The 14660-nt window shown below is 35.0% G+C and carries 16 protein-coding genes and 1 tRNA gene; 11 read left to right on the forward strand and 6 right to left on the reverse strand.

From position 1 onward, the window contains the following. Positions 1 to 71: 71 nt before the first annotated feature. From secG to DYE19_RS01955, 4 genes are all read left to right on the forward strand, one after another. The gene (gene secG, locus DYE19_RS01940) at positions 72 to 416 is read left to right on the forward strand and encodes a preprotein translocase subunit SecG (RefSeq protein ID WP_115322425.1); all 345 of its coding nucleotides are present in this window, start codon (positions 72 to 74) and stop codon (positions 414 to 416) included. Between the two features lie 17 nt (positions 417 to 433). After that, positions 434 to 519 (forward strand) — tRNA-Leu (locus DYE19_RS01945). A 455-nt stretch (positions 520 to 974) separates the two neighbouring features. After that, on the forward strand, positions 975 to 1526 hold the full coding sequence (locus DYE19_RS01950; RefSeq protein WP_049216371.1) for a sigma-70 family RNA polymerase sigma factor: 552 nt from the start codon (positions 975 to 977) through the stop codon (positions 1524 to 1526). Further along, positions 1527 to 1721: an anti-sigma factor family protein gene (locus DYE19_RS01955; RefSeq protein ID WP_049216370.1), complete on the forward strand. Its 195-nt coding sequence runs from the start codon at positions 1527 to 1529 to the stop codon at positions 1719 to 1721. It abuts the gene before it with no gap. A gap of 90 nt (positions 1722 to 1811) precedes the next feature. On the opposite strand, the gene DYE19_RS01960 is transcribed toward DYE19_RS01955, so the two are convergent. The 4 genes from DYE19_RS01960 to DYE19_RS01975 all read right to left on the reverse strand — a co-directional run bounded on the left by DYE19_RS01960 (position 1812) and on the right by DYE19_RS01975 (position 4350). Next, positions 1812 to 2528 carry an HvfC family RiPP maturation protein gene (locus DYE19_RS01960; protein ID WP_115322426.1) on the reverse strand — a complete coding sequence of 239 codons (717 nt, stop codon included), beginning with the start codon at positions 2526 to 2528 and terminating at the stop codon, positions 1812 to 1814. Then, a complete protein-coding gene (locus DYE19_RS01965) occupies positions 2518 to 3438 on the reverse strand; it encodes an HvfB family MNIO-type RiPP peptide maturase (RefSeq protein ID WP_115322427.1) in 921 nt (306 codons plus the stop codon). The genes DYE19_RS01960 and DYE19_RS01965 overlap by 11 nt, the downstream gene beginning before the upstream one ends. A 63-nt stretch (positions 3439 to 3501) precedes the next feature. Continuing rightward, complete coding sequence (gene hvfA / locus DYE19_RS01970; protein WP_115322428.1) at positions 3502 to 3843, reverse strand: oxazolone/thioamide-modified RiPP metallophore HvfA; 342 nt, start codon at positions 3841 to 3843, stop codon at positions 3502 to 3504. Positions 3844 to 3888: 45 nt separating this feature from the next. Then, on the reverse strand, positions 3889 to 4350 hold the full coding sequence (locus DYE19_RS01975; RefSeq protein WP_049216367.1) for an HvfX family Cu-binding RiPP maturation protein: 462 nt from the start codon (positions 4348 to 4350) through the stop codon (positions 3889 to 3891). A 350-nt stretch (positions 4351 to 4700) separates the two neighbouring features. Here DYE19_RS01975 and DYE19_RS01980 point away from each other — a divergent pair, with 350 nt between their 5' ends. From DYE19_RS01980 to DYE19_RS01990, 3 genes are all read left to right on the forward strand, one after another. Continuing rightward, positions 4701 to 5372 carry a response regulator gene (locus DYE19_RS01980; RefSeq protein ID WP_115322429.1) on the forward strand — a complete coding sequence of 224 codons (672 nt, stop codon included), beginning with the start codon at positions 4701 to 4703 and terminating at the stop codon, positions 5370 to 5372. Beyond that, on the forward strand, positions 5356 to 6756 hold the full coding sequence (gene qseC, locus DYE19_RS01985; protein ID WP_115322430.1) for a quorum sensing histidine kinase QseC: 1401 nt from the start codon (positions 5356 to 5358) through the stop codon (positions 6754 to 6756). Before DYE19_RS01980 ends, qseC begins: the two co-directional genes overlap by 17 nt. A gap of 92 nt (positions 6757 to 6848) precedes the next feature. Next, positions 6849 to 7058 (forward strand): TOBE domain-containing protein, encoded by a 210-nt coding sequence (locus DYE19_RS01990; RefSeq protein ID WP_115322431.1) that lies wholly within the window; start codon positions 6849 to 6851, stop codon positions 7056 to 7058. 61 nt (positions 7059 to 7119) lie between these two features. Here DYE19_RS01990 and smpB read toward each other — a convergent pair whose 3' ends face one another. Then, a complete protein-coding gene (gene smpB / locus DYE19_RS01995) occupies positions 7120 to 7602 on the reverse strand; it encodes an SsrA-binding protein SmpB (RefSeq protein WP_115322432.1) in 483 nt (160 codons plus the stop codon). A 218-nt stretch (positions 7603 to 7820) separates the two neighbouring features. Between smpB and ubiD the strand changes: the two genes are divergently transcribed. Next, complete coding sequence (ubiD, locus tag DYE19_RS02000; protein ID WP_115322433.1) at positions 7821 to 9293, forward strand: 4-hydroxy-3-polyprenylbenzoate decarboxylase; 1473 nt, start codon at positions 7821 to 7823, stop codon at positions 9291 to 9293. An 86-nt stretch (positions 9294 to 9379) separates the two neighbouring features. Here ubiD and arcA read toward each other — a convergent pair whose 3' ends face one another. After that, on the reverse strand, positions 9380 to 10090 hold the full coding sequence (arcA, locus tag DYE19_RS02005; protein WP_049216361.1) for a two-component system response regulator ArcA: 711 nt from the start codon (positions 10088 to 10090) through the stop codon (positions 9380 to 9382). A gap of 471 nt (positions 10091 to 10561) precedes the next feature. On the opposite strand from arcA, the gene DYE19_RS02010 reads away from it, so the two are divergent. The 3 genes from DYE19_RS02010 to purH all read left to right on the forward strand — a co-directional run bounded on the left by DYE19_RS02010 (position 10562) and on the right by purH (position 14602). Further along, positions 10562 to 12283 carry a protein-disulfide reductase DsbD gene (locus DYE19_RS02010; protein WP_115322434.1) on the forward strand — a complete coding sequence of 574 codons (1722 nt, stop codon included), beginning with the start codon at positions 10562 to 10564 and terminating at the stop codon, positions 12281 to 12283. Between the two features lie 140 nt (positions 12284 to 12423). Beyond that, entirely contained in the window at positions 12424 to 12816 is a 393-nt protein-coding gene (locus tag DYE19_RS02015; protein ID WP_115322435.1) for a DoxX family protein, read from the forward strand. 181 nt (positions 12817 to 12997) lie between these two features. Then, entirely contained in the window at positions 12998 to 14602 is a 1605-nt protein-coding gene (gene purH, locus DYE19_RS02020; protein WP_049216358.1) for a bifunctional phosphoribosylaminoimidazolecarboxamide formyltransferase/IMP cyclohydrolase, read from the forward strand. Positions 14603 to 14660: the final 58 nt, after the last annotated feature.

The raw sequence follows: 14660 nt of genomic DNA on the forward strand, positions 1-14660 counted from the left end.
AAATTCATAGATGTCCGTTAATATCCGCACGTTATTTTCAATGCTAATTTGCGAATGTAGAGAAGAGTATAATGTATCAAGCACTATTAATTAGTTATGGATTAATTTCACTTGCTGTGATTGTTCTGATTTTACTTCAACAAGGTAAAGGCGCAGATGCAGGTGCATCTTTTGGTGGTGGCGCTTCTGGTACAATCTTTGGTTCAGCTGGCTCAGGCAATTTTCTCTCTAAAATGACAGCAATTTTAGCAACTGTATTCTTTGTTATTAGTATTATGATTGGTAATATCAATTCACATCGTCATAATGTAACACAAGGTAAATTTGATGATTTATCTTCAACTGCAGAACAAATTCAGCAGCAAAAATTAGAGATACCAGCAGTTGAAAATAAGAATAGTGATATCCCTCAATAAGTTAGAAATTTAAATCTGCTCTGGTGGTGGAATTGGTAGACACGCTATCTTGAGGGGGTAGTGTCCATAGGACGTGCGAGTTCAAGTCTCGCCCAGAGCACCACTTGATGTTTCGTAGCTAAACATAACTAAACAAAAATCTTAGAAAAAGCCTGTAAAATCAACGTTTACGGGCTTTTTTGTTATTACACATTCTATCTCCAAATAGATTTTAGCAACCAAGAGAGTAACCATATAGTAATTACCATTTTGCTAGGGAATTAAAAATAATTAAACGTTTATTAAATGTGGGTGTAGAGAAATGAAGAAGTCAATGAGAGAGAATATTGTTTAGTAGATGAGAATATTTTTTACTGATGTTACTAGAGGAGACTAAAAGTTAGCATTTAAATTATTCTAATTTTTATTAGTAAGCTATATTACTAATTTGCTGATTATATAAACTTATCTAGTCTAAATGCATAGATTTTTATCAATATGAGTTGAGTAATAAACGAGTTTATGACATAGGGAAAATTTGATAAAATGACATAAATTGAATAAAGAGTGGATACAAATATGCAAAATATTTCATCGGAAGAGCTTGAAAAAATCCGTGGACAAATGTTGAAGTTTGCAGAGTTGCAGATAAAAGATCCCATTTTAGCTGAAGATCTTGTACAAGAGACATTCGTGAGTGCATTGAAAAATATCGAGAGTTTTAAGCGTCAATCTGCGTTAAAAACATGGATTTTTGCTATTTTAAAAAATAAAATTATTGATTATTTACGTGTGAATAACCGCTTTGTTGTAGAAAGTGATTTGGTCAATGATGAAGACGAAAATAGTTTTTTTGAAAGTGGTCGTTGGAAAAAAGAATATTCCCCATCACGCTTACAGGATGATGAAAATACAGTTTATTCAGAACAATTTTGGGTATTATTTGAAATTTGTTTAACTCGTTTACCTGCTGTACAAGCTAAAGTATTTATGATGCGCGAATATTTAGAATGTACAACAGATGATATTTGTTCATCAGAGCAAATCACAGTATCGAATTTACATGTTTTGCTCTATCGAGCTCGTTTGCAATTACAACATTGTTTGACAACAAAAATGGGGGAGAGATAAATGAAATATTGTTTTAAAGTCACTAAATTAATTTCAGAATCTCATGAAAGACCACTCTCATTTGCAGAAAGCGTCGGAGTACGTCTACATCGTTTAATGTGTCCACGATGTGATAATTTTGGTAAGAACTGTGAAAGTTTAAGCAAAATGATGAAAGATTTTGCTACAAAACCAGATAACGTAAAGAATAAATAATCCATATTCAAAATAAAAAGTGCGGTAAAAATTTTAGAAACTTTTACCGCACTTGAATTCAAATCCTTTTAAAATCAGCCTTAGCTGAATTTACCCTTCCATTGGATAAATTACTTCTGCATTTACCCATTTAATCCAAGCTTGTTCTAATAAAGGTTTCAATGACTCACTATTATCAATAATTGTATTTAATTCATTTAATAGCTTTTTTAAGGATGTAGGTTGTTCTGAAAGGTAAGTAAGCAACCAGAAATCAAGCTCTGATAGCAGTTGTTGATTTACTATGAAATTACTATCTCGCCATACTAATAGTTGGCTAGGTTTTTTCTCAAAACTGATAAAATCACTAGATAAAAAATCTACATCATAGTTTTTCAGAAAGGCTACTTTTGATAATCCCATTTCAGTATTTGTATCCCATACAAAAGTCTCTGGCACAGTAGCAGTTGAAACTTCAGCAATAAGTTGCGTGTTTTCAAAATCCATTAAGGAAAGAATATTCTTATCAAATACTTGCCTTTCTTGACAAAACGTAAGAAATTCACTTGCGATATCCTGAAAATAAGGAGAATGTGCCTTACCTTCCCTAATAAAGGTTTCTTTTATTTCTTGCCAAGTTTCTTTTGAAATATAGCGAGGGGCTTCGACAAAACAACGGTCAATAAAACTAAATGTATTGTTACGTACTAAACGTGCATAAATAGCTAAACGATTTGGTGCATAATTATTAAGGGGGGCTGCATTACCTAAACGAACAGCTTGCGCCAAAGCATTTTGGGTTTCGATAAGCGTTGATTTAGGCTGCATAACGATTTTCCTGCATTGGTTTAGAATATTTTTGCTGTAATTTAGCAATATGTTCGACTTCTGCATATAATTCAGCAAATGGTGGAAAATTAAAATCACGCTCTAATAATGTTGGTGGAATTTGAGGTAAGCGCTGATAAGTGTATTCAAGTAAATCCCAGACACTTCCTTTAACTGCTTCACCGTGCGTATCTACTAATAGCTCAGGTAAATGACGATATTCACCTTTTACTTTATTAAATGATTCCTCTGTTTTTTGGATTGGTTTAGCAGCAGCATGTTCTTCATCGTGACCTGCAATGTGAATATAATTTACACGATGGACATCAACTTTATCTAGAAAAACATAAGGGTCAAGTAAACCATGATTGACACCATTGACATAAATATTATTCACATCCAAGTGAATTCCACAGTCTGCCTCTTGAGCAATTGCATTTAAGAATTCAACTTCATTCATTGTACTAGTTGGTGAATGTAAGTAATAAGATGTATTTTCAAGTGAAATACGTAACCCTAAAAAATCTTGTACATCTTGAATACGTTTTGCAACGTGTTTAACGGCTTCATCTGTGAATGGCATTGGTAATAAATCATAAAGATGACCTTCGCATTCGCAATAACTCAGATGTTCAGAAAAAAAGACTGAATTATATTGAGTCATTAATGTTTTGATGCCTTTTAATAATTGTTTATCTAAAGGAGCTTGACCACCTAGAGAAAGTGATAGACCATGTACAGCTAACGGAAAACGTTCAGCGGCTTGATCAAATTTATATCGTGCAGCGCCTCCCATTTTTATCCAGTTCTCGGGAGCCACTTCCATAAATTGGATGACATTTTCTGTTGGAAGTGATAAAAAATCATCGGCTAAATCACGACGATAGCCTAATCCAGCACCTTTTAACATTGTATTAACTCCATGAATATTTATATAGAGCTGGTGTAAAAACATTACACCAGCAAAATAGTATTATTTAGAACCGCATTTACCTTCGCCACACTTCCCTTCGCCCGCTTTTGCTTTTTTGTGATCATGAGCGCCACATTTGCCTTCACCACATTTCCCTTCGCCAGCTTTTGCTTTTTTATGGTCATGAGCACCACATTTCCCTTCGCCAGCTTTTGCTTTTTTATGGTCATGAGCACCACATTTGCCTTCACCACATTTGCCTTCGCCTACTTTAGTTTTCATGCATTTGCCTTCTACGCATTGTTCAGCATTATCTGCCATTTTTGTTTCAGCATTTACTGGTGCAGATACGGCCATTGTTAATGCGCTTGCTAATGCAGCTAAAGTTGCTAATTTTTTCATGCTTAATCTCCTATTAATTAATATGTGATATGTTGAACTAAATGATTAAATAAACTTCAACCATTTTATGGCTGAAAATTTTCTCTGTAAGAGAGAATCTAAAGAGAGCATCCCTGCTCCTTGTGTAAGTAATGGTAGTAATGCCACTAAATAAATTAATGCCATTTTGTAGCCATTATTACACACGTTATAACCTGCATCTGCATGTACGGTATACCATGCAACGACAGTTAAAATTGCTAAACTTAAAGCGCTAAAACGCGTTGATAACCCTAGAATAAGCAAAACTGGCAATAACAATTCTGCTCCCATGGCTAACAACCAACTTAAATCTGCAGGGAGTAAATTGAATGGGAATGGAAAACTGTCTTGTACTTCCATAAACCAATTTTCTCCATTCAACTTTTCCATACCCGATTCAAAAAACTCCCAAGCAAGAAATAAGCGTAAACCTAATAAGCCAATCCCTGTGCTTATATCCTGAAAATAACATCTCTGTTTGTCCATTTTGTCCTCATAAATCCATTTGCGTTAAATTAGTCGAATGAAAAAGATTTTTCTTACAAACTTTTTTAATTTTTCTGATGGAATTTCCTTATTCTGGAGTATTAGTCGAGATGCTCATCTTTTTCTTACAGATTTTTTTAATTTTTTATATCGAGAATGTGTACAAGTTTGACTCAGTACGGTTAATTGGGGGGGAAGACTCTGTTATAGTGCTAGGCATACTACAAAGAGTACTTTATGATTTTATTAAGTATTTCTTCAGTTTTATTTGTTATGCTTTGTATTAGATTGAGATATTTGTGTCTACTTTGTGTACAATTAAATAATGCTCTAAAAGTGCGGTGTAAAATATGCGAATTTTATTAATAGAAGATGATACTTTGATTGGTAATGGGCTTCAGATTGGTTTAACTAAATCAGGTTTCACAGTTGACTGGTTTAAAGATGGTAAAATGGGCGTAGAGGCTGTGAAAACAGCTCCTTATGATGCGGTTGTACTTGATTTGACGTTACCTAAAATGGATGGACTAGATATTTTGCAAAGTTGGCGTAGAGAAAAATACGATGTGCCTGTATTAATTTTGACTGCTCGTGATACTCTAGATGAGCGTATTACAGGTTTACAGCGTGGGGCGGATGATTATTTGTGCAAGCCTTTTGCTTTGGCTGAGGTAGTTGCGCGTTTACAAGCTTTAATTCGTCGTCGTTATGGACAAACTAACCCTGTGATTGAACACAGTTTAGTGAAATTTGATCCTAACCAACGTAAAGTATTTTTAAAAGATAAAGAAATCTCACTGACAACTAGAGAATATAAGTTACTTGAGCTGTTTATGCTGAATAAAGAACGTGTTCTTGCTCGTACATTCATTGAAGAAAAATTATATACATGGGATGATGAAGTAAGCAGTAATGCATTGGAAGTTCATATCTATAATTTACGTCAAAAATTAGGTAAGCAATTCATTCGTACAGTACATGGTGTAGGATATACATTGGGGAAAAATGATGAGGCTCGCTAATCACTGGAAAAAAAGAGTGGTCTCAAATAAAAGCTTACGCTTTCGTTTAACTCTTGTGTTGTCATTAACCGCATTGACGATTTGGCTAATTTCTACAGCAGTGGCTTGGTTTCAAGTTCGTCATGAAGTGAATGAGGTTTTTGATGCACAGCAAGTGTTATTTGCACAGCGTCTAGCTTCATCAAATTTACGTAATATCTTAGTTGATAATAAATCATCAAAATATCAACATACAAAATTTAAAAAAGGCGGATTTGATGATGATGCGCTTGGTTTTGCGATCTTTACACAAGATGGAAACATCTTATTGAGTGATGGTCATAATGGTGATAATTTCATTTTTACATCTAAAAAAGGTTTTTCCATCAGCCATATTTTAGGGGATGATGATAAATGGCGCATCTTTTGGTTACCAGTTAATAATGGACGTTTAGTGATTGCGGTAGGTCAAGAGCTTGATTATCGTAATGACTTAATTAATAAGATGGTTTTTAGCCAAATGTGGATTTGGTTTGCAAGTTTGCCTCTCTTGTTAGGAATTATTGTTTGGGTCGTCACTCGTGAGCTACAAAGTGTAAAGCGAGTTAGTGAACAACTCGAACAACGTAGTCCAGATGATAATACATTAATTACAACAGCTCATTTACCAAAAGAAATTTTACCTTTAGTACAGAATTTGAACCAATTTTTTGAGCGTACTGCGACAATGTTATTGCGTGAACGACAATTTACTTCTGATGCCGCACATGAATTAAGAAGCCCTTTGGCTGCCTTACGGATTCAAACTGAAGTAGCGCAGATGGTTGGGGATGATGCAGCATTGCGGCAAGAGGCACTAGAGAATCTGACTAAAGGTATTGATCGTGCAAGTCAGCTGATTGATCAGCTACTCACACTTTCTCGTTTAGATAGTCTAAATGAGTTAGAAAATGTTGAAAATATAGATTGGCAGGCATTAATAACCTCATTGATAGGAGAGCGGTATTTTGCTGCACAAAAACGTCAAATTGACTTACAATTTGAACTTATGTCTAAGCCTGACCCTACGCAAGGACAGCCCCTATTATTATCTTTGATGTTGCGTAATTTGATCGATAATGCCATTAAATATTGTCCAAATGGCAGTACAGTTAAAGTGATTTTACAACGAGAGAACTTATTAGTTGAGGATAATGGAGAAGGCGTCAAAGAAACTGACTTAGCGAAATTAGGGCAGCGCTTTTATCGCCCAGCAGGACAAAATGAAAAAGGGAGTGGACTGGGGCTCTCTATTGTATATCGTATTGCTGCATTACACCATTATCAGGTTCGTTTAGAAAATGTGAAAAATATTCAAGGAGATATTACTGGATTTAGGGCCTTAATTTTATTCAAAAAAGTTTAAAGAGAATGATTGTTTAGTTTTTATTACCAATTATCATCAATAGGCTTTTTTATTGACTTTTATTCACTTATTAATTAAAGAGGAAATGTATAATGAAAATCAGTGCGAGAAACCAATTTAAAGGTAAAGTTGTTAGCTTAGAAAAAGGAGCAGTAAATGCTGTCGTGAGTATTGATATTGGTGCAGGTAATATTATTACATCGACAATTTCTCTTGCTGCTGCACAAGAATTACAACTCGAGGTTGGTAAAGAGGCTTATGCAGTTATCAAAGCGACTTCTGTCATGGTTGGTGTTGAATAATAATCTACTAATATATAAAAAAGCCTTGTATATAGTGGCAAGACTTTTTAATTGTTATGATTTAACCAAGGCGAGCATTCTTCATTATCCGATCTTTTGTGACTTTCCATTCTCGTTCTTTGATGTCTTCGCGTTTATCATGTTGTTTTTTTCCTTTAGCTAAACCAATTTTTATTTTTGCCCAAGCGCCTTTCCAATAAAGAGAAAGTGCAACGATAGTATAGCCATCTCGATTTGCCTTACCAAATAAGGAGGCTAATTCTTTTTGATTTAGTAGTAGTTTGCGAGTTCGAGCTGGGTCACACACAATATGTGTAGAGGCAAGGCTTAATGGTTGAATAGTTGCACCAAATAAATAGGCTTCCCCATTTTTGAAAATAATATAGCTGTCGCTGATATTCGCTTTACCAGCACGCATTGACTTGACTTCCCAGCCTTGTAATGAAAGTCCTGCTTCAATTTCGTCTTCAATAAAGTAGTCATGTCTTGCACGTTTATTCAGTGCAATCGTATTTGACGCTACTTTGGCTTTTTTCTTTGTCATGGTTATCCGCTTATTCAATATTAATTGGCAAATTCTACCTAAACTTTGTGTAGATAGCAAAATTAGATGGATTGATATAATATAACTAGCATTAATAAATAGATGTTACAAACCAGCAATACGTGTGGGTGTTCAAGTATTAGCACACTTTATTTTGTATATAGCTTATTAAAGGTGCGGTATGTTTTGCAACATTTTGAAATAAAAAGGTAATAAACATGAAATATAAAGATTTACGTGATTTTTTGGATCTACTTGAGCAACGTGGCGAACTGAAACGTATCAAACAAGAAGTTGATCCCTACTTAGAAATGACGGAAATTTCTGACCGCACTTTACGTGTGGGGGGACCTGCATTGTTATTTGAGAATCCAAAAGGGTTTGATATCCCTGTTTTATGTAATTTATTTGGTACCCCAAAACGTGTTGCAATGGGGATGGGACAAGAGGATGTTACTGCATTACGTGATGTTGGTAAGTTACTCGCTTTTTTGAAAGAACCTGAACCACCAAAAGGGTTTAAGGATTTTTTGTCCAATCTACCCCAGTTTAAACAAGTGTTGAATATGCCGACTAAAGTCTTAGGTAAAGCTGATTGTCAACAAGTTGTATTTAAAGGTGATGATGTCAATTTATATAGATTACCGATTATGCAATGTTGGAAAGATGATGTAGCACCTTTAGTTACATGGGGATTAACGATTACTAAAGGCCCACTGAAAAAACGGCAAAATTTAGGTATTTATCGGCAACAATTAATTGCTAAAAACAAATTAATCATGCGTTGGCTTTCTCACCGAGGAGGCGCATTAGATTTCCAAGAATGGAAAGAAATACGTCCAAATGAACCTTTCCCAGTATCTGTCGCATTAGGTGCCGATCCTGCCACAATTTTGGGAGCTGTAACGCCAGTACCTGATACTTTATCAGAATATGCCTTTGCTGGATTATTGCGTGGCACAAAAACATCAGTTGTAAAGTCAATTAGTAATGATTTGGAAGTACCTGCGAGCGCAGAAATTGTTTTAGAAGGTTATATTGATCCAAATGAAACCGCTCTTGAAGGCCCCTATGGTGATCATACTGGCTATTATAATGAACAAGAATATTTCCCCGTCTTTACTGTTACTCATATTACGATGCGTAAAAATCCAATTTATCATTCTACTTACACAGGGCGTCCACCTGATGAGCCAGCAGTTTTGGGAGAAGCACTAAACGAAGTGTTTATTCCTATTTTACAAAAACAATTTCCTGAAATCGTTGATTTTTACTTACCGCCTGAAGGGTGCTCTTATCGTTTAGCAGTCGTAACAATCAAGAAACAATATGCAGGGCATGCGAAACGTGTAATGATGGGGGTTTGGTCGTTTTTAAGACAATTCATGTATACTAAATTTGTGATTGTCTGTGATGATGATGTCAATGCACGTGATTGGAAAGATGTGATTTGGGCAATTACAACGCGCTGTGATCCTGCTCGTGATTTGACATTAGTCGAAAATACACCGATTGATTACCTTGATTTTGCCTCTCCAGTGGCAGGGTTGGGTTCCAAAATGGGGATTGATGCAACAAATAAATGGGCTGGTGAAACACAACGAGAGTGGGGAGTTCCTATTAAGAAAGATCCTGAAGTGGTAAAACGTGTCGATCAAATTTGGGAAAGCTTGGGAATTTTATCTGATTAATTAACATAATAGTGATGAAGTAATAGAAGAAAAAGCCTGTTAGATATTTAAAGTCTGACAGGCTTTATTTTACTTTTAGCTTCTATTTACTCTAAATCACCACAAAAGCGATATCCTTCACCATGAATAGTAGTAATAATTTCAGGTGTATTTGGATGATCTTCAAAATGTTTTCGGATACGGCGAATAGTAACATCAACTGTACGATCTTGTGGCTTTAATTCACGTCCAGTCATTTTTTTCAGTAATTCTTCACGTGTTTGAATTTTGCCAGGGTTTTCACAAAAATGTAACATTGCACGAAATTCACTACGAGGCAATTTATATTCTTCCCCTTCAGGGTTAATTAATGTGCGGCTATTGAGATCAAGTGTCCAACCATTGAAACGATATTGTTCAATTGTTTGTGTTACTTCTTTACTACTATCTGGCATAGTACGTTGTAGTAAATTCCTTGCACGAATTGTGAGTTCTCTAGGATTAAATGGTTTAGTGATATAGTCATCGGCACCAATTTCTAAACCGAGAATTTTATCAACTTCGTTATCGCGTCCAGTTAAGAACATTAATGCAGTATTTGTAGTTTCACGTAATTCACGAGCTAGCATTAAACCATTTTTACCTGGTAAGTTAATATCCATGATAACAAGATTAATGACTTTATTAGACAGAATACGGTGCATCTGTGCACCATCTGCCGCCTCAAATACTTCATAACCCTCAGCTTCAAAAATACTTTTTAATGTATTTCTTGTGATTGCTTCGTCTTCAACAATTAAAATTTGTGGCGTTCCCATTTGTATTTCCTATTACAATTTTATAAAAGTGAATAATTTTGTTAGCAAGATAAGCACAAAATTAACGTACTCATTGTATAGTTGCAACATAATTGTAACAATAGAAAAAATGAGTTTTGTTAAATTAGATAGTCATTTTATGACCTAGATCATAAAAAAATCCCTCAATAGAGTGAGAGTATTGAGGGAGTAAATAGAGCCGAATGCTCGTTTAAGTTACATACAAAATTGCGAATTACGTGATATTTTATCGAGTATTTTCACTACTTTTGTCGTAAGAAAATAAGATTATTTTGAGAAACATCACTATAGAATGTTATCCTACAATAATTTTTTATCATGATCAAAACTTATTTTTATAAAAAAAATAAGTTGCTGAATTTTTTATCGTAATTAGCGGATAGTTTTCGACTTAAATCTTGCTTATGCTAGAATGCAGCTTATGACGTTTGTTTTAATCATGTATTTATTATGAAAAAGATTTTTTCAATTTTGTTACTTTTATCAATTACTTTGATAGCAGAAGCGAGTTTTTTTAATAAAAAATCTCGTTTTTTAACAGTAGATCAAGCGTTTATTTTCTCTAGTATACAGCAACAAGATAAGATAGAGCTCAATTGGTTAATTGCAGAAGATTATTATTTATATAAACAATTTTTTGACTTAAATGGCATCAATATAGATCTTGGAGAAGTAGAATTTCCTATTGCTGAAAAATATCATGATGATTTTTTTGGCGAAGTAGAGATTTATCGTAATCAAGTTACTTTAACTATTCCTTTATCCCATTTTACTCAGCAGTCTTCACTAGAAGTCACTTTTCAAGGCTGTACTAAAGGGTTTTGTTATCCTCCAGAAACCAAAATACTTAATTTGAACTCTCCATCAAATGTACATATAAATGAGGACAAAGGGAGCCCAAGGAAAAGTCATATTCCTACATCAACGGAACAAGATCGGCTGGCTGAGAGTTTATTTCATAGTAAATATGCCATGTTCTGGTTTTTTGTTTTGGGTTTAGGATTAGCATTTACTCCTTGTGTTCTACCTATGCTCCCTTTATTGTCTGCAATAGTTATTGGGGGGCAAACTAGACCAAATACCTTGCGGGCATTAACATTGAGTATAGTTTATGTGCAAGGTATGGCTCTTACTTATACTTTACTCGGTTTGATTGTTGCTGCAATTGGGTTACCTTTTCAAGTTGCTCTGCAAAGTCCTTATGTACTTTTAACATTATCTCTTATTTTCGTACTATTAGCTTTATCAATGTTTGGCTTCTTTAATTTACAACTCCCAGTAAGTTGGCAAACGAAATTAACACAATATAGTCAACAGCAAAAGAGCGGTGCATTTAGTGGTGTTTTTGTTATGGGAATGATTGCTGGGTTAGTCGCTTCGCCTTGTACTTCTGCACCACTTTCTGGCGCGTTACTTTATGTTGCGCAAAGTGGTGATCTCTTTACGGGAGCTATCACATTGTATTTATTGGCATTAGGTATGGGAGTGCCATTAATTTTGATTACGGTATTTGGTAATAAAATTTTACCAAAATCAGGGAATTGGATGTTACATGTCAAACATGCTTTTGGTTTTGTTTTGCTCGCATTACCTGTCTTTTTAGTTTCTCGTGTTTTCCCAAATGTAGAAAATCACTTATGGTTTATACTAGCCATAGGTTTCTGTTTGTGGATATTTTTCCACCTAAGAAATTATAAATGGGCATGGATAGCTGTTTTTATCATGTTAGTTTTTAGCACATTTTTTCCAAATCTTATTGGAATAGGATTTTTGAGTGGAAATGCTATCGAACAATTAGGACATCCTCAACGTATTGAATTTAAACAAATAAAAACATATGAGGAATTACAACAAGTTTTACGAACTAATCATAAAAGCCTAGCTATGCTAGATTTATATGCCGATTGGTGCGTGGCTTGTAAAGAATTTGAAAAATATACATTTCATGCGCCTGAAGTCATGTCTACATTTAATGATGTGTTGTTATTACAAATTGATATGACAAAAAATACATCAGAAAATAAAATGTTATTAGATAAACTCAATATATTAGGATTACCCACCATTTTATTTTTTAATAGTGAAGGTAGTGAGATACCTCATTCACGTATTACAGGTTTTATGGAGGCTAGTATATTTAATGAGCATTTGACAGGGCTAAAAGATTATTAACTCTGAGTAGAATATTTTTTTCTTTTTTGATGGTTTTTTTCCTTTTTGTATATCGTTATGATAGCACCAGTTTTTAGCGAGAGAGCCTCACTAGAAATTCTGATTATCTTAAATTTAATTATATTCATTAAGGAAAGCACATGATTTCATTAGAAAAATATCGTCCACAAGTATTAGGTTTATTGCGTATTATTGCGGCTTACATGTTTTTATTACATGGTACAGATAAAGTTTTTGGTGTGCCAGCCGTTTTTGGTGCACAACCATTATTCTCATTATTTGGTATTGGTGGTGTCATTGAAATTATTGGTGGTGTGTTAATGATTTTAGGTCTGTTCACTCGTCCTGTTGCTTTTATTCTTTCAGGTCAAATGGCAGTCGCTTATTTTTATGTTCATGCTTCTGTTTCTAATGTGTTATTACCAATTTTAAACCAAGGTGAATTGGCAGCACTGTATTCATTAGTATTTTTATACTTTGTTGTTGCGGGTTCAGGCGCTTTTGCATTGGATAACAAAATTAGCAAAAAATAAATCATCTCACTTGTTGTTGGAAACCGCCTATTATATCTAGGCGGTTTTTTTATAAATATTTTAACTCGTGAATATAGATCATTTCTTATTAATTTTTTGACACAAGCGCAAACGTTTGCGTTATAATGCTCACCTCTCTTTTATTATTCATTTTAAACGCTAAATTTTAAGGATTTTTTCAATGCAAGCTAATCGTCCTATTCGTCAGGCATTACTGAGTGTTTCAGATAAAACTGGTATCGTTGAATTTGCCCAAGGTTTGATACAACGGGGAGTAAAATTACTTTCAACAGGTGGTACTGCAAAGTTATTAGCAGATAATGGTTTACCTGTAATTGAAGTCTCAGATTATACTGGTTTTCCTGAAATGATGGATGGGCGTGTAAAAACATTACATCCTAAAGTGCATGGTGGTATTTTAGGCCGTCGTGGTATTGATGATGAAATCATGCATCAGCATGGTATTGAAAGTATTGATATGGTCGTTGTGAATTTATATCCGTTTGCAGCGACAGTGGCAAAACCAAATTGCACATTAGAGGACGCAGTAGAGAATATTGATATTGGCGGACCAACAATGGTGCGCTCTGCTGCTAAAAACCATAAAGATGTGGCGATTGTAGTCAATAATAAGGATTTTGATGCTATTCTCACTGAAATGGATCAACACCAAAATAGCTTAACTTTAGAAACACGATTTGATTTAGCGATTAAGGCTTTCGAACATACCGCGCAATATGACGCTATGATTGCTAACTACTTCGGACAAAAAGTACCACCGTATCAAGGTGCTGCTGAAGAAGATTTAACCCAAGAATGTGGTCAATTCCCTCGTACTTTAAACCTGAATTTTACCCGTAAACAAACAATGCGTTATGGCGAAAATAGCCACCAGCAAGCAGCTTTTTATGTGGAAAATGAATTAAAAGAAGCCAGCGTTTCTACTGCTGTTCAACTGCAAGGTAAAGCACTTTCCTATAATAACATTGCAGATACGGATGCGGCGTTGGAATGTGTGAAAGAGTTCCACGAGCCAGCTTGCGTGATTGTGAAACACGCAAACCCTTGTGGTGTGGCATTAGGTGAAAACATTTTAGAAGCCTATGATCGTGCTTATCAAACTGATCCTACTTCGGCATTTGGCGGTATTATCGCCTTTAATCGAGAGCTTGATGTACAAACTGCTCAAGCAATTATTGAGCGTCAATTCGTTGAAGTGATTATTGCTCCAAAGGTTGCTGAGGATGCACAACAAATCCTTGCGACTAAGAAAAATGTGCGTGTGCTAGCTTGTGGTGAGTGGGAAGAAGAGCCTATTGCTCGTTTAGATTTCAAACGAGTCAATGGTGGCTTGTTAGTACAAGAAGCAGATTTAGGTCATGTTGATATTGAGGATTTAGAGTTTGTGACGGAACGTAAACCAACCGTAGAAGAGATGTTCGATCTATTGTTCTGTTGGAAAGTGGCGAAATATGTGAAGTCTAATGCGATTGTTTATGCGAAAAATAAACAGACTATCGGTATTGGTGCAGGGCAGATGAGTCGAGTTTATTCTGCGAAAATCGCAGCAATTAAAGCAGAAGATGAAGGCTTACAAGTGGCTGGTTGTGTGATGGCATCTGACGCTTTCTTCCCATTCCGAGATGGTATTGATGCAGCTGCGAAAGCTGGCATTACTTGCGTTATCCATCCAGGTGGCTCAATGCGTGATCAAGAAGTGATTGATGCGGCTAATGAACATGGTATGGCGATGGTATTGACGGGAATGCGTCATTTTAGACATTAAGATTTAATGTATTTATCAAAATGTTCCATTTTAAATAAATGTATCAATTTCAAATAAC

It is taken from the genome of Pasteurella canis (assembly GCF_900454865.1).
GTDB classification, from domain to species: domain Bacteria; phylum Pseudomonadota; class Gammaproteobacteria; order Enterobacterales; family Pasteurellaceae; genus Pasteurella; species Pasteurella canis.

Bases quoted from the DNA above. Each gene is read 5' to 3' on its own strand.
- secG (WP_115322425.1), top strand. From the start codon at position 72: ATGTATCAAGCACTATTAATTAGTTATGGATTAATTTCACTTGCTGTG.
- DYE19_RS01950 (WP_049216371.1), top strand. From the start codon at position 975: ATGCAAAATATTTCATCGGAAGAGCTTGAAAAAATCCGTGGACAAATG.
- DYE19_RS01955 (WP_049216370.1), top strand. From the start codon at position 1,527: ATGAAATATTGTTTTAAAGTCACTAAATTAATTTCAGAATCTCATGAA.
- DYE19_RS01960 (WP_115322426.1), bottom strand. From the start codon at position 2,528: ATGCAGCCTAAATCAACGCTTATCGAAACCCAAAATGCTTTGGCGCAA.
- DYE19_RS01965 (WP_115322427.1), bottom strand. From the start codon at position 3,438: ATGTTAAAAGGTGCTGGATTAGGCTATCGTCGTGATTTAGCCGATGAT.
- hvfA (WP_115322428.1), bottom strand. From the start codon at position 3,843: ATGAAAAAATTAGCAACTTTAGCTGCATTAGCAAGCGCATTAACAATG.
- DYE19_RS01975 (WP_049216367.1), bottom strand. From the start codon at position 4,350: ATGGACAAACAGAGATGTTATTTTCAGGATATAAGCACAGGGATTGGC.
- DYE19_RS01980 (WP_115322429.1), top strand. From the start codon at position 4,701: ATGCGAATTTTATTAATAGAAGATGATACTTTGATTGGTAATGGGCTT.
- qseC (WP_115322430.1), top strand. From the start codon at position 5,356: ATGATGAGGCTCGCTAATCACTGGAAAAAAAGAGTGGTCTCAAATAAA.
- DYE19_RS01990 (WP_115322431.1), top strand. From the start codon at position 6,849: ATGAAAATCAGTGCGAGAAACCAATTTAAAGGTAAAGTTGTTAGCTTA.
- smpB (WP_115322432.1), bottom strand. From the start codon at position 7,602: ATGACAAAGAAAAAAGCCAAAGTAGCGTCAAATACGATTGCACTGAAT.
- ubiD (WP_115322433.1), top strand. From the start codon at position 7,821: ATGAAATATAAAGATTTACGTGATTTTTTGGATCTACTTGAGCAACGT.
- arcA (WP_049216361.1), bottom strand. From the start codon at position 10,090: ATGGGAACGCCACAAATTTTAATTGTTGAAGACGAAGCAATCACAAGA.
- DYE19_RS02010 (WP_115322434.1), top strand. From the start codon at position 10,562: ATGAAAAAGATTTTTTCAATTTTGTTACTTTTATCAATTACTTTGATA.
- DYE19_RS02015 (WP_115322435.1), top strand. From the start codon at position 12,424: ATGATTTCATTAGAAAAATATCGTCCACAAGTATTAGGTTTATTGCGT.
- purH (WP_049216358.1), top strand. From the start codon at position 12,998: ATGCAAGCTAATCGTCCTATTCGTCAGGCATTACTGAGTGTTTCAGAT.